This window comes from Saccharopolyspora cebuensis (genome assembly GCF_039542665.1).
GTDB lineage: Bacteria > Actinomycetota > Actinomycetes > Mycobacteriales > Pseudonocardiaceae > Saccharopolyspora > Saccharopolyspora cebuensis.
The window spans coordinates 223,019-236,248 of the sequence record NZ_BAABII010000005.1; the positions used below are offsets into that span (position 1 = coordinate 223,019).

Below are 13,230 nucleotides of genomic sequence, written 5' to 3' on the forward strand. Positions count from 1 at the left end.
GAACGGGGCGTCCGCGGCCCCGGCCGCACCGCCCGCAGGAGGTTTCCGGTGTCCGCTCACCACCGCACCCGGAGCCGGCGCGCGGCCGCCCTGGGCTGCGCGTGCTCGGCCGTCCTGATCGGCGTCCTCGCACCGGAGGTCGCCGCCCTGCCCGCCGACCCCACGGCCGAGTCCCGGATCGTCGCGGTCGCCGAGCGGAATCCGGCCGGAAGCCGTCCCGGCGCACCGCCGGCCGACACCGCACCGCCGGAGTCCGAGCGGCACCGCAACGAGGCGGGAGCGGGCCTGTTCGAGCAGATCGTCACCGCCGGCGCGCTGGCGACCTCGGCCCTCGGGGTCGCCGCCGTCTTCGCGCTGCGCTCGGGGCGCTCGCGGTAGCCGCCGCGCCATCTACTAGCCTCGCTAGTAGACAGGCGGCGATGCGGGAGCCGCTTGCGCGCCCCCGGGAAGGCCGTGATGAGCAAGAACCTCCTGTGGACCCTCGTCGTGATCGGGACGGCGGCGGTCGTGATCTTCACCGTGCTCGTGGTCAGCGGACCGCCGGGCGCACCGACGAGCCGGTCGGCGCGCTCGGGCGCGGTTCCCGAAGAGCTGCTGGTCCGCCCGGACAGCCACCGGTTGTCCACCGCACCGCGGAGCGAGGTCACCCTGGTCGAGTTCCTCGACTTCGAGTGCGGTTCCTGCGGCGCCGCCTACCCGGCCGTCGAGCAGCTCCGCCGCGACTACGCCGGGCGCCTCGACTACGTCGTGCGGTACTTCCCGATTCCCAGCCACCGCAACGCCGACCTCGCCGCCCAAGCCGCCGAAGCCGCCGCGGCCCAAGGCGAGTTCGAGGCGATGTACCGGATGCTGTTCGAGAACCAGGACGCGTGGGCGGGCGCGCAGGAGTCCCAGGAGGCCACGTTCGTCGGGTACGCGGAGCGGATCGGCCTGGACACGGCGCGGTTCCGCACCGACCTGCACAGCCCCGCCACCGCGGAACGGGTGCAGCGGGACCGCGACGACGGGCTCGCCGCAGGCGTGACGGGCACGCCGACGTTCTTCCTCAACGGCGAACAGCTGCGGCCGGAGTCCTACGGCGACCTCGTCGCCGCGGTCGAGGACGCCCTCCGGCGCTGACCCCCGCTGCCGCGCCGCGAGTGCCGCCCACCCGGGTGAGCACCTCCCGGTGAGGTGTCCCGGGACGGGTCGCTCGCGCGTGTCGTACCGAGCCTGGGGCGCGTGATCCGCGGTCCGGAGTCCGCTGCTGCGAACGCGGCATGCTCGCCGTCCGGACATCCGGCGTTCATCCCGGTGTCGTGATCGTCCGGATCGCCGGACAGCTCCCGCGGCTAGCGTTCCCTCGCTTGTCCCACCACGAGGAGGAGGACGCCATGTCCGAGGAACGTTCCGCAGGGCTGGGTCGGCGAGGTTTCCTCACCGGCGGCGGAGCCGGTATCGCCGCGTTGACGGCGCTGGGCCCGCTCAACGCGCTGGGCGCCCGGACCGCGGGGGCCGCGCCGCTGGTCAAGGCCGACGAGAGCCCGGACTACGGGCCGCTGCGCCCGGTCAAGGACCGGGCCACCGGATTGCCGCTGCTGGCGCTGCCGCGCGGCTTCGAGTACACCAGCTACGGCTGGACCGGCGACCGGATGTCCGACGGCGTCGACACACCGGGGATGCACGACGGGATGGCGGCCTTCCACCGCCCCGACGGCACGATCGCCTTGGTCCGCAACCACGAGCAGGACGGCTACTCCGGGGCGTTCACCGACCCCTCCTACGACGCGAACGCCATCGGCGGCACCACGAACCTGGTGTTCGACCCGGACAAGGGCGAGTTCCTGGAGTCCTGGGCGAGCCTGAGCGGCACGATCCGCAACTGCGCCGGCGGGCCGACCCCGTGGGGGAGCTGGCTCACCTGCGAGGAGACCACCGACGTCGGCGCCGACGGGACCCGGCACGGCTACGTGTTCGAGGTGCCGCACGACCGGAAGGGCGATCCGCGTCCGCTGAAGGCGATGGGCCGGTTCTCCCACGAGGCGCTGTGCATCGACCCCCGCTCCGGCATCGTCTACCTGACCGAGGACGACACCCCGGCCGGGTTCTACCGGTACCTGCCCGCAACGCCCGGCGATCTCCGCGCCGGCGGCGAGCTGCAGATGCTGGTCGTGCGGACCCCGGACGGCTCCTCGTACAACACCTACACCGACGGCACCGGCACCGAGTACCGGACCGCCTGGGTGACGATCGACAACCCGGACTACGCGCCGGGCGAGACGCGTCCCGCCGAGCAGGGCGCCGCCAAGGGGGCGGCCGTGTTCAGCAGGCTGGAGGGCGCGTGGTGGGGCAACGACCGCGCCTACCTCGTCTCCACCGACGGCGGGCCGACCGGGCAGGGCCAGGTCTTCGAGTACGACCCGGAGACCGAGACCATGCGCGTGCTGTTCGCCTCCCCCGACGCCGCGGTCCTGAACAACCCGGACAACCTCGCGGTCAGCCCGCGCGGCGGGATCGTGCTGTGCGAGGACGGCAGCGAGGGCGAATACGTGCACGGCCTGACCACCGATGGCGTGGTGTTCCCGTTCGCCCGCAACGACGTGGTCGTGCCGGTCGGGGGCGCGCCGGGCAAGTCGGTCCCGCCCGGCGACTACCGCGGCTCCGAGTGGTGCGGCGTGACGTTCGAGCCGAAGAACGGCAACTGGCTGTTCGTCAACCTCCAGACGCCCGGCATCACCTTCGCCATCACCGGCCCCTGGCGGACCGGCTCCCTCTGACACCGGCCCGGCCGAGCCGCCGCGCGGCGGCTCGGCCATCCGGCCCGCGCACGCGACGAGACGCAACGGACTCGTATACCCTACCGGGGTAATGCAACCTTGCCGCGACCGGACGTTCGGCAGCCGGGAGGGATTCCGATGCGACGGGTGCTGCACCTGCAACAGGCGCACGGCGGGAGAGCGGTGCGCGCCGGATGGACCGCCGCGGTGCACGTGTGCTGCCACCGGCTCGTCCCCGCCATCAGCGCGGAGGTCCGGCGGAGGGGCGGAACCGGCGAACTGGTCCTCCGGCTCGCGGCCTCGGCTTTGCCGCACTGCCACCGGCGGTGACGGGCCGGTGGTGGCGCGATCCGCGCACCACCACCGACCACCGCCCGATCAGTCCGCCCCGGCGCCGTCGGCCCGTTCGGCCGCGGCGAAACCTCCCCGCGCGTGGGACCCGTCGCAGAGCGGCTTGGTCGCGGACAACCCGCATCGGCACAGCAGGCGGGTCCGGCCGGGACCGAGGTCGTACGCGTTGTTCTCGTGGTCGATCACCCGGACCGGGACTTTCACCTGGTACGGCCCGTTGTCCACGGCCTTGATCACCACCGGCGGCTCGTCCGGGGACGGGTCTTGGCTCGGCACTCGCCCAGTCCCCCGTCAGCTCGCCAGCTCGTAGCCGGCTTCGCCGACCGCGCGGCGGATGGCCTCCGGATCGACCGAGGAGTCGCCGACCACCGTGAGCCGACCGTCGCTGATGTCCACATCGACCTCGGTGACCCCGGCGACGCCGGTGACCGCACCGGTCACCTTGTTCATGCACCCGGAGCACGTCATGCCCTTCACGATGTAGGTGCTCTCACCCATGGAACTTCCTTCCTTCATACGCTACCCCCGTAGGGTATGAGCGTAGGAGGAAATCCGCGGCAGCACAAATCTCCCCGTCAGGACGCTCCCGGCGGGCCGCGCGGGTCCACAGCGGACGCCGGTCCGTCAGCGGGGCCAGGCCGGGTGCAGCTCGTCGAGCCGGTAGCGGTGCGCGTGGCGCCACGTCCCCGCGGTCCTTCCCGGGCGGGCGCCGCGGAGGTGCTCGCTGCGCGGATCGAGGCCGTGGTGGTCGTGTTCCAGCTCGTCGGGTTCGCGGGCAGGCCAGAGGTGCGCGGCGAGGACGGTGCCCGCGGCGCTCAGCGCGGCCAGCGCGACGAACGCGGTCGAGGCGGTGGTGGCCTCGGCCAGCCACCCGGCGAGCGGGTAGGTGAGCAGCCAGCACGCGTGGCTGAGCGCGTAGTCGGCGGCGAAGAGGGCGGGGCGCCGGGCGGCATCGCCGCTGCGGCGCAGCAGCCTCCCCGCCGGGGTCAGCACCAGCGATCCCGCCACGCCGAGCAACGTCCAGGCGGCCAGCAGCGCGGGCCAGCGCCACGGACCCGCGCCGGCGGGGATCGCGGTGGTGAGCAGCAGGACCACCGCGCTGAGCGCGCCGCCTCCGAGCATGAGCGGGCGTTCGGGCACGTGGCGCAGCACCCGGGGCGCGGTCACCGCGATCAGTGCCGAGCCGAGGCCGTAGCAGGCCAGCGCCCAGGCGACGTCCGCCTCCGCCCCGCCCAGTTCCCCGCGGACGGTGGTGACGGTGTTGACCAGCACGACGGCCCCCGCCGAAGCGGTCGCCAGGTGCAGGGCGAGCAGACCCCGCAGGCGGGGGACGCCGCAGTAGCGGCGCACCCCCGCCGTGGCGCGGTGCAGCAGCGTTCCCGCCTCCCGGTCGGGCCTCGGCAGCACGGCCGGGAGCACGAGCAGGGCGGACGCGAGGAATCCGAGGGCGGTGCCGAGGAACAGGCTGCCGAGGCCGACCAGGGCCAGCACCCCGGCGGCCAGCGCCGGGGACAGCAGCCGCTCCAGGTCGTAGGCCAGGCGCGACAACGACAACGCGCGGGTGTAGTCGTCCTCGTCGTCGAGCAGGTCGGGGATGGTGGCCTGGAAGACCGGCGTGAAGGCCGCGGACGCGGCTTGCAGCAGGAACACCAGGAGGTAGACCTGCCAGATCCGGTCCACCCAGGGAAGCAGGAACGCCGCCGCGGCGCGCACGACGTCCAGGCAGACCAGGACCGTCCGCCGGGGGAAGCGGCCGAGCACGGCGGTGGCCACCGGGGCGACGAGGACGTTGGCGGTCATCTTGATCGCCAGCGCCGTGCCGAGGACGATCCCGGCCTGCGGTCCGGCCATCCGGTAGGCCAGCAGCGCCAGGGCGACCGTGCTCAGCCCGGTCCCGAGCAGGGCGATGACCTGGGCGGCGAACAGCCGCCGGTAGGTGCGGTGGCGCAGCACGCCGAGCATCAACGGCCCCCTCGGGCGGGTGAAGCGGTCGGGGCGCCACAATAGGTTCCCATGTACGCACACGACAACGGTGCAAGTGCGCAACGCTGGCAGCAGCTGCCTCCGGCCGAGCAGGTCACCGCCGCCGCCGACGCCTTCCGCCTGCTCGCCGATCCCACGCGGTTGCGCATGCTGTGGCTGCTGTGCGGCGGCGAGCAGGACGTCACCACCCTGGCCGCGCACGTCGGCATCGCGCGACCCGCGGTCTCCCAGCACCTGGCCAAGCTCCGGCTCAGCGGACTGGTGACCACCCGCCGCGACGGTCGCCGGGCCCTCTACAGCGCCCGCGGCGGCCACGTCCGCCGACTGCTCACCGAAGCCGTCGACGCCGCCGAGCACCACCTCACCCAGGCCCCGGACCACGACTGAACACCCCGCACCCGGCGATCTTGCCGCGGTCCGGATCCGACACACTGGCGCCATGCCCACCGAGCAGGAACGCAAGGAAGTCGCCGTCGCCTATTGCGAACGGGTCACCGCGGGAGATGTCGAGGCCGTCCTGGAGCTCTTCGAACCGGACGCGGTGATCGAGGACCCGGTCGGCACCGGCCCGGTCACCGGTCACGCGGCGCTGCGCGACTACTACCGCAACATCGTCGACAACTACCGGTCGCGCGTGGAGCCCGGCGAACCCCGGGGCAGCCACGAGGACACCTTCGTCGCGCTGCCGATCGTGGTGAGCGCGACGATCGACGGCACGACCAGCAGCGTCAACTCGGTGGACGTCTTCGAGATCAACGACGCGCACCGGATCACCCGCATGTGGGCCTACTGGGGACCGTCGGACATCCGCTGATCGACAGGGGCAGGCCCACCTCCGGGCCTGCCCCGCGACCGTCCGCTCAGGGCTTGCGGGCGATGCCGCCCAGCTCCCAGAGCTTCTTCGGCCCCGCGGGGTCGGGCGGGAACTCGCCGAAGGGCGAGTCGGTCACCGACCACACCGGATCGTCGGGGTCGGGACGCCAGTTCACGACGTCGACCAGTCCCGGTTCCACCAGCTCCAGGCCGGTGAAGAACCCGGCGACCTCCTCCGGGCTGCGCACCCGGCCCCAGGTCGTGCTGCTGGTCATGAACTCGGTGAAGTGCGCGGCGGCCCGCTCGTCGTCGCTGACGATGTGGGACAGCACCAGGTAGCTGCCGGAGGGCACGGCCTCGAGCATCCGGGCCACCACCGCAGCGGGATCGGCGTCGTCCGGGATGCAGTGCAGGACCGACACGTACAGCGCCGCGACCGGTTCGGTGAAGTCGATGAGCTGCCGGGTCCGCTCCTCGGCGAGGATCGACTCCGTCGCGCCCATGTCGGCGTGCAGCACCGCGGTGTTGCCGTCCTCGGCGAGCAGCACCCGCCCGTAGGCGAGCACGACCGGGTCGTTGTCGATGTAGACGACGCGGGACCCCGGCTCGGAGCGCTGGGCGATCTGGTGCACGTTGTCCGCCGTGGGCAGGCCGCTGCCGTGGTCGATGAACTGCCGGATCCCGCACTCGGCGGCCAGGAAGCGCACCGCCCTGCGGAGGAACGAGCGGTTCTCCCGGGCGAACAGCAACGCCTCCGGCACCTCGGCGACGAGCGCGTGGGCGACGTCCCGGTCGACCTTGAAGTTGTCCTTGCCGCCGATCGCGTAGTCGTAGATCCGGGCGACGCTGGCCACCGTCGGGTCCACCGCGGCGCTCCACGTGTCGAAGCGGCCTGAACTCGGTGATTCCGGGGTGTGCATGCGCGCGCCCTTCACGAAAGCCATGATCACGATACTGCCCGGTAGGCTACCGCACGATGCGCGGCGGACAACCCGCCGGAACCCCGGGCGCGCACCGCGCTGTGCGCTGCGTCACGCCGACAGCGGCCCGGGGGCGCCCGAAACGGGCGTCCCCGGGCCCGGCCGTCCCGTCGGCTAGTGCTGGCGCCCGTGGGGTGGGCGTGCGTCCGACAGGGCAGCGCAGGTGATGATCAGCGCGGCCACGACCAGCGCGATCGTGCCTACGTCGACGAGCACGTCGGTGAGCATGGTTCACCTCCCGGAGGTGGCGGGTTCCTTCGCGCTGCGGCGGGCGTGGAGGCTGGTCAGCGTGACGGTCGTCAGGATCACCACGATGACCGCCAAGGACAGCAGCGTGGGGACCTGCGGCACGGCGGGCCAGACCCCGTGGGCCCAGTGCAGCACCAGCTTCACGCCGATGAAGGCGAGGATCAGCGCGAGCCCGTGGTTGAGGTGGACCAACTTGGACAGCGCCTGGTGCAGCACGAAGTACAGCGCCCGCAGCCCCAGCAGGGCGAAGGCGTTGGTGGCGAACACCAGGTACGGGTCCTCGGTGATCCCGTAGATGGCGGGCACCGAGTCGACGGCGAAGACCACGTCGGTGGCGAAGATCGCCACGACCACCACGGCCAGCGGGGTCAGGGCGCGTCGCCCGCCCTCGCGCACCGTCATCTGGGTACCGCGGTAGTCCTCGGTGACCGGCATCAGCCGGCGCAGGAACCGCACCGACCGCATCTCCGAGACGTCCTTGTCGAACGCGGACCCGCGGACCGCCTCGTGCATGATCTTGGCCGCCGTGATGAACAGGATCACGCCGAACACCAGGAACGCCCACGTGCCGGCTTGCAGCAGAGCCGCACCCGCGGCGATGAAAACACCGCGCAGCACCAGGGCTCCGACGATGCCGTACAGCAGAACGCGCTGCTGCAACGCGAACGGCACGGCGAAGCCGGACAGGATGAGCATGAACACGAACAAGTTGTCCACGGACAACGACTTCTCGACCACGAACCCGGTGGTGAACTCCAGCGCCTGACCGCCGCCGAAGAACGCCCACAGACCCAGGGCGAAGACGAACGGCAGGGCCAGGTAGAACACCGACCAGCCCACGGCCTCGCGGATCGAGACCTCGTGGGGCTTGCGGGTCACCAGGAAGTCCGTGACCAGCAGCGCCAGCAGCACGGCGATGCTGATCCCCCACAGCCAGGGCGAACCGATCGACTGCTCCGGGGCGGCGAGAACCATCGTGGAATCGGACACAGGCGTCTCCTCGAACCTCATATCGGCCGAGGTCTCCTTCACCCGCGCGGGGTGGCCACCCGGGGGCACCTGTGCGTGCCCGTACTGACCGGGGCCGGCCCGAGGAAGTACTCCCCTCACGATCGAGTGTGGAGGAATCTCCGGACCATCGGCAACCCGGGGGCGGCAGTGTTACCACCGTCACCCCCGGAGCCCGCAGACGCGTCCCGGCACCCGGTTTCGCGCCGCCCCGCCCCGGGTACCCGGGTCATCGCTACCCGGGCCGGGCGCCGGTGGCGAGACCGCGCAGGACCGGTGGCAGCGGGTCGCGGTGCACGACGCCGAGGCGCTGGGTGGCGCGGGTGAGGGCCACGTAGAGCTCGGCCGCGCCGCTCGGGCCGTCGGCGAGGATCCGCCCCGGCTCCACGACCAGGACCGCGTCGAACTCCAGGCCCTTCGTCCTCGACGCGGGGACCGCGCCGGGCACGTCCGGTGGACCGATCACGACGCTCGTTCCGTCCCGCCCGGCCTCGTCCCGCACGAACTCCTCGACGGCGGCGGGCAGCGCGCCCTCGGTGACGTGCCGGGACCACGGCTCGACCCCGCACGCGCGGACCGACTCCGGTGGCCGGACGCCGGGCGCGAACTCGGCGAGCAACGCCGCGGCGACGGCCATGATCTCCGCGGGCGTGCGGTAGTTCACCGACAGCGACCGGTAGGCCCAGCGACCGGGGACGTACCGGTCCAGCATCGCGCCCCAGGCGGTCGCCCCGGCCGCCGACCGGCGCTGCGCCAGATCGCCGACCACCGTGAAGGACCGGCTCGGGCAGCGCCGCATCAGCACCCGCCAATCCATTTCGGACAGCTCTTGGGCCTCGTCGACCACGACGTGCCGGTAGGTCCAGTCCCGGTCCGCGGCGGCGCGGTCGGCGAGGTCGCGGGTGTCGCGCTCGACGAAGCGCTCGGCCAGGTCCTCGGCGTGGAGCAGGTCCTGGGCGAGCAGGTGGTCCTCGTCGTCCATCAGGTCGTGGCGCTCCACGTTGAGGATCTCCAGCACGCCCGCGGCGTACCCGGCCTCGGCCTCGCGCTCGCGCTCGGCGGTCCGGTCGGCGGGCTCGGCGCGGCCCAGCAGGTCGACCAGTTCGTCGAGCAGCGGCACGTCCGAGACCGTCCAGGCGGCGCCGTCGGCGCGCAGCAGCACCTCGCCGGTGCCCGCCGCGCGCAGCCGCTCGGGGGACTCGTACAGCCCCGCCAGCAGCGCCTCCGGCGTCAGGACCGGCCAGAGCCGGTCGAGCGCGGCGGTGAACGCGTCGTGCTCGGCGAGCTCCACGAGGAGGTCCGCGCGGAGCTGCTCCCAGGCCTCGCGGTCGTCCCGGGTCAGCCAGCCCCGGCCGATCCGGGCGATCGCCCGTTCGGTGAGCACGTAGGTGACGATCTCGGTGAACACGGCGCGGGCCTCGTTGTGCGGCAGGCCGCTCGCGCGCGCCTCCTCCCGGGCCCACTCCGCGGTCTCGGCGTCGATGCGCACCACGACGTCGCGCAGCTCGATCGGCTGCGGGTGCTCCGGCAGCCGCTGCCGGTCGGCGATCGCCGCCGCGAGCACGTCGAGGATCCGCAGCGACCCCTTGAGCCGCGCGGCAGCCGGGGAGTCCTCCGCGGTGACGCGCAGGCCCGGGACGAGATCGCCGGTGGTGCGGAACACCACTTCGGACTCGCCCAGCGACGGCAGCACCCGGCCGATGTGGTCCAGGAACGCCGGGTTGGGCCCCACCACGAGCACGCCGTGGCGTTCCATCCGCTCCCGCTGGGTGTAGAGCAGGTACGCGACCCGGTGCAGCGCCACCACGGTCTTGCCCGTGCCCGGGCCGCCTTCGATCACCACCACGCCCGGGTGGTCGAGCCGGATGATCGCGTCCTGCTCCGCCTGGATCGTCGCCACGATGTCGCGCATCCCCGCACCACGCGGCGCGTCGACCGCTGCGAGCAGCGCCGCGTCACCGCGCTCGTCACCCCCGGGGCGACCGAACACCTCGTCGGTGAAGTCGAGCACGCGGCGCCCGCGGGTGTGGAACTGGCGGCGTCGGTGCATGTTCTCCGGATTCGCGCCGGTGGCGGTGTAGAACGGCCGCGACGCCGGTGCCCGCCAGTCGAGCAGCACCGGCTCGTACTCGTCGTCCTCGTCGAACAGGCCGATCCGGCCGATGTAGGCCCGGTCGCCGGAGGCGGTGTCCAGCCTGCCGAAGCACAGCCCGTTGTCCGCCACGTCCAGCCGCTCGGCTTCCCGGGCCAGCGCCCGCACTTCGACGTCCCGCTCCACGGCCGTCCCGCCGCGGCCCCGCAACGCCGCGGTGCGCTCGCGCTGCACCCGCGCGCGCTCGGCGTCGAGCCGCGCGTAGAGCCCGGCGACGTAGTCCCGCTCCGACCGCAGCTCGTCCTGATGATCTCGAGTCGACACATTCCCTCGCAGTGGCTGAACAGGTGATGGGTCCGGGAGCGCGGCCGACACCCGCTCCCCGAGGCCCCGGAGAACCGGCGCGTCCGTCAGCGCACGTGCCGACCGGCCGAGAGCACTTCCGTTCCCGCGGCTCCCGGCTCGGTTCGGCGATTCTGCGGCAGCACCCGGGTCTTGCCGCAAGCCCCCGGGTGCGCTATACGTTGGGAGTGGGAGGAAGTGCCCTCCCCGATCATCCGCCGTGGATCGGCGCTCTCCCCCGCTCGACGTGCCGGTCGTGCACGCGTGACCCGGACCGGGTCGGCGATGGCTCCCGTCGACCGGGTTCCCGAGGTCTTGCCCTGGTCGTGGGCGGTGCCGATCGTGGTGCAGCGCTCGATGTGCTCCGCGGAGGTCAGCCCCGCCCCGACGGCCCCGCGGAGATCGGCGACCGTCGCGTCGCGCGCGAGGTCCACGTAGCGGCGAGGTCGCCGGGGGTCAGGTGAGCGCGCGGATGGCCTTCTCGAAGCCGATGACGTGCTCGTGGGCCAGTTCGCCGACCTCGTCGACCTCTCCCGCGGCGATACCCCGGAGCAGATCGACGTGCTCGCTGATGTGCCGGTCCAAATGGGACATCCGGTCGACGAACAGGCAGTGGATGCGGGTGGCGAGGTTGTGGTAGCGGACCAGGGTGTCCTGCAGGTGCGGGTTCCCGGCGGCCTGGTAGATCGTCCGGTGGACGCGCAGGTCCCACCGCATGAGCTGGCCGCGTTCGATGGTCCGCACGTCGATGGCCTCGATCCGATCCGCGAGCTCGACCAGCTCGGCACTCATCTCGGGGCTCGCCATCCGCGCCGCCCGGCGGGCGGCGAGCGGCTCCAGCGGCACCCGGATCTCCGAGATGTAGGCCAGATCGGTGATGTCGACCGCGGTCGCGAAGGTGCCGCGACGCGGGTAGGAGACGACCAGGCGGTCCACCTCCAGCCGCTTGAGCGCTTCCCGGACGGGGGTCCGGCCGATGCCGAGCGTGCTGCTCAGCGCGCCGTCGTCGATCGGCGCCATCGGCGGGATGTCCAGCATGATCAGCAGCTCCTGGATCGCGGAGTACGCGCGGTCGGCCAGCGAGAGGGGCGCGCGTTCGGACTCCTGCGAGGTAGCGGTCACGCCGTCAATCCTAAGCCCCCGCCCCGCCGGACCCCGGCCAACCCGCAGCAGACCCCCCTTTGATATATTAGTCGCGTATTCAGGTCGACTCCCTCGCAGCCCGGTTTGGAGCGTCCATGACCCTCTCCGCGTTCGACCTGTTCACAGTGGGTATCGGCCCCTCCAGCTCGCACACGGTCGGCCCGATGCGGGCCGCCCACCTCTTCGTGGCACGGCTGCGCGACGCCGGGCTCCTGCCCCGCACCGAGCGGGTGCGCTGCGAGTTGTTCGGCTCGCTCGGCGCGACCGGGCACGGCCACGGCAGCGTCGCGGCGGTCATCCTCGGCCTGTCCGGGCAGCAGCCGCACCTCGTGGACCCGGTGGCCGCACGACCCCGGGTGCGGGCGGTGCACGACGAGGGCCGCCTCGTGCTCGGGGACGAACGCGGGATCGCCTTCTCCGCCGACGACGACATCGTGCTGCACCGCGGGAAGCGCCTCGACTTCCACAGCAACGGCATGGTCTTCGAAGCCCTGGACGGCACCGGGCACCGGCTCGACCGCCGCGAGTACTACTCGGTCGGCGGTGGCTTCGTCCTGGACGAGGACGAGACCGGGCGGCGCGTCCTCGTCGAGGACGAGACCCCCGTGCGCCACCCGTTCCGCACCGGGGACGAACTGCTCGGCCGCACCCGCGAATCCGGCCTGCGGATCAGCGACGTCATGCTGGCCAACGAACTCTCCTGGCGCACCGAGGAGCAGACCCGGTCCGGGCTGCTGCACATCTGGTCGGTGATGCAGGAGTGCGTCGAGCGCGGCACCCGCACCGACGGCGTCCTGCCCGGCGGGCTCCGGGTGCGGCGGCGGGCCGGGCAGCTGCGCGCGCACCTGGAGTCGGCCGCCGACGACGGCGACGCCCTGCGCGCGATGGAGTGGGTCACCCTCTACGCGCTCGCGGTCAACGAGGAGAACGCCGCGGGCGGCCGGGTCGTGACCGCACCGACCAACGGCGCAGCGGGGATCGTCCCGGCCGTGCTGCACTACTGCCGGAAGTTCCTGCCGTCGTTCTCCGACGACGCGGCCGTGCGCTTCCTGCTCACCGCCGCCGCGATCGGCGTGCTGTTCAAGGAGAACGCCTCGATCTCCGGAGCGGAGGTCGGCTGCCAGGGCGAGGTGGGCTCGGCGTGCGCGATGGCGGCGGCGGGGCTCGCCGAGATCCTCGGCGGCAGCCCGGAGCAGGTGGAGAACGCCGCGGAGATCGGCATCGAGCACAACCTCGGCCTGACCTGCGACCCCGTCGGCGGGCTGGTGCAGATCCCCTGCATCGAGCGCAACGCCGTGGCGTCGGTCAAGGCGATCACCGCCGCGCGGATGGCGGTGCGCGGCGACGGGCAGCACCTCGTCTCGCTCGACAAGGCGATCAAGACGATGCGCGAGACCGGGGCGGACATGAAGGACAAGTACAAGGAGACCGCTCGCGGCGGACTGGCGCTCAACATCGTCGAATGCTGAGCGCCGGCCCCACCCCGCCGGTGCGGCGGACGAGCACCTCGACG

At 72.8% G+C, this 13,230-nt stretch carries 14 protein-coding genes; 6 read left to right on the top strand and 8 right to left on the bottom strand.

The genetic code is table 11. The features are described from left to right. The first annotated feature begins 48 nt into the window (after nucleotides 1-48). The 3 genes from ABD976_RS10780 to ABD976_RS10790 all read left to right on the top strand — a co-directional run bounded on the left by ABD976_RS10780 (nucleotide 49) and on the right by ABD976_RS10790 (nucleotide 2,756). Nucleotides 49-378 (top strand): hypothetical protein, encoded by a 330-nt coding sequence (locus tag ABD976_RS10780; RefSeq protein WP_345361212.1) that lies wholly within the window; start codon nucleotides 49-51, stop codon nucleotides 376-378. A gap of 78 nt (nucleotides 379-456) precedes the next feature. Next, the gene (locus tag ABD976_RS10785) at nucleotides 457-1,119 is read left to right on the top strand and encodes a DsbA family protein (protein WP_345361215.1); all 663 of its coding nucleotides are present in this window, start codon (nucleotides 457-459) and stop codon (nucleotides 1,117-1,119) included. 254 nt (nucleotides 1,120-1,373) lie between these two features. Then, nucleotides 1,374-2,756, top strand: coding sequence for an alkaline phosphatase PhoX (locus ABD976_RS10790; protein ID WP_345361218.1), 1,383 nt, complete (start codon nucleotides 1,374-1,376; stop codon nucleotides 2,754-2,756). 378 nt (nucleotides 2,757-3,134) lie between these two features. On the opposite strand, the gene ABD976_RS10795 is transcribed toward ABD976_RS10790, so the two are convergent. The 3 genes from ABD976_RS10795 to ABD976_RS10805 all read right to left on the bottom strand — a co-directional run bounded on the left by ABD976_RS10795 (nucleotide 3,135) and on the right by ABD976_RS10805 (nucleotide 5,069). Beyond that, nucleotides 3,135-3,383, bottom strand: a complete 249-nt coding sequence (locus tag ABD976_RS10795; RefSeq protein WP_345361221.1) for a CDGSH iron-sulfur domain-containing protein — start codon at nucleotides 3,381-3,383, stop codon at nucleotides 3,135-3,137. A gap of 15 nt (nucleotides 3,384-3,398) precedes the next feature. After that, nucleotides 3,399-3,605, bottom strand: coding sequence for a heavy-metal-associated domain-containing protein (locus ABD976_RS10800; protein ID WP_345361224.1), 207 nt, complete (start codon nucleotides 3,603-3,605; stop codon nucleotides 3,399-3,401). A 126-nt stretch (nucleotides 3,606-3,731) separates the two neighbouring features. Next, nucleotides 3,732-5,069, bottom strand: coding sequence for an MFS transporter (locus tag ABD976_RS10805; protein WP_345361227.1), 1,338 nt, complete (start codon nucleotides 5,067-5,069; stop codon nucleotides 3,732-3,734). 51 nt (nucleotides 5,070-5,120) lie between these two features. On the opposite strand from ABD976_RS10805, the gene ABD976_RS10810 reads away from it, so the two are divergent. Both ABD976_RS10810 and ABD976_RS10815 read left to right on the top strand, forming a co-directional pair. Further along, complete coding sequence (locus ABD976_RS10810; protein WP_345361230.1) at nucleotides 5,121-5,477, top strand: ArsR/SmtB family transcription factor; 357 nt, start codon at nucleotides 5,121-5,123, stop codon at nucleotides 5,475-5,477. Between the two features lie 52 nt (nucleotides 5,478-5,529). Further along, the gene (locus tag ABD976_RS10815) at nucleotides 5,530-5,904 is read left to right on the top strand and encodes a nuclear transport factor 2 family protein (protein ID WP_345361233.1); all 375 of its coding nucleotides are present in this window, start codon (nucleotides 5,530-5,532) and stop codon (nucleotides 5,902-5,904) included. A 46-nt stretch (nucleotides 5,905-5,950) separates the two neighbouring features. Here ABD976_RS10815 and ABD976_RS10820 read toward each other — a convergent pair whose 3' ends face one another. The 5 genes from ABD976_RS10820 to ABD976_RS10840 all read right to left on the bottom strand — a co-directional run bounded on the left by ABD976_RS10820 (nucleotide 5,951) and on the right by ABD976_RS10840 (nucleotide 11,696). After that, nucleotides 5,951-6,847, bottom strand: coding sequence for an SAM-dependent methyltransferase (locus ABD976_RS10820; protein ID WP_345361236.1), 897 nt, complete (start codon nucleotides 6,845-6,847; stop codon nucleotides 5,951-5,953). A gap of 267 nt (nucleotides 6,848-7,114) precedes the next feature. Then, nucleotides 7,115-8,107 (bottom strand): TerC/Alx family metal homeostasis membrane protein, encoded by a 993-nt coding sequence (locus ABD976_RS10825; protein ID WP_369774535.1) that lies wholly within the window; start codon nucleotides 8,105-8,107, stop codon nucleotides 7,115-7,117. A 268-nt stretch (nucleotides 8,108-8,375) separates the two neighbouring features. Continuing rightward, nucleotides 8,376-10,556: an RNA polymerase recycling motor ATPase HelR gene (helR, locus tag ABD976_RS10830; RefSeq protein ID WP_345361242.1), complete on the bottom strand. Its 2,181-nt coding sequence runs from the start codon at nucleotides 10,554-10,556 to the stop codon at nucleotides 8,376-8,378. An 86-nt stretch (nucleotides 10,557-10,642) separates the two neighbouring features. Then, the gene (locus ABD976_RS29610; RefSeq protein WP_369774501.1) at nucleotides 10,643-11,008 is read right to left on the bottom strand and encodes a hypothetical protein; all 366 of its coding nucleotides are present in this window, start codon (nucleotides 11,006-11,008) and stop codon (nucleotides 10,643-10,645) included. A gap of 22 nt (nucleotides 11,009-11,030) precedes the next feature. Next, on the bottom strand, nucleotides 11,031-11,696 hold the full coding sequence (locus ABD976_RS10840) for a GntR family transcriptional regulator (protein ID WP_345361245.1): 666 nt from the start codon (nucleotides 11,694-11,696) through the stop codon (nucleotides 11,031-11,033). A gap of 116 nt (nucleotides 11,697-11,812) precedes the next feature. Here ABD976_RS10840 and ABD976_RS10845 point away from each other — a divergent pair, with 116 nt between their 5' ends. Next, the gene (locus tag ABD976_RS10845; RefSeq protein WP_345361248.1) at nucleotides 11,813-13,186 is read left to right on the top strand and encodes an L-serine ammonia-lyase; all 1,374 of its coding nucleotides are present in this window, start codon (nucleotides 11,813-11,815) and stop codon (nucleotides 13,184-13,186) included. Nucleotides 13,187-13,230 lie beyond the last annotated feature (44 nt).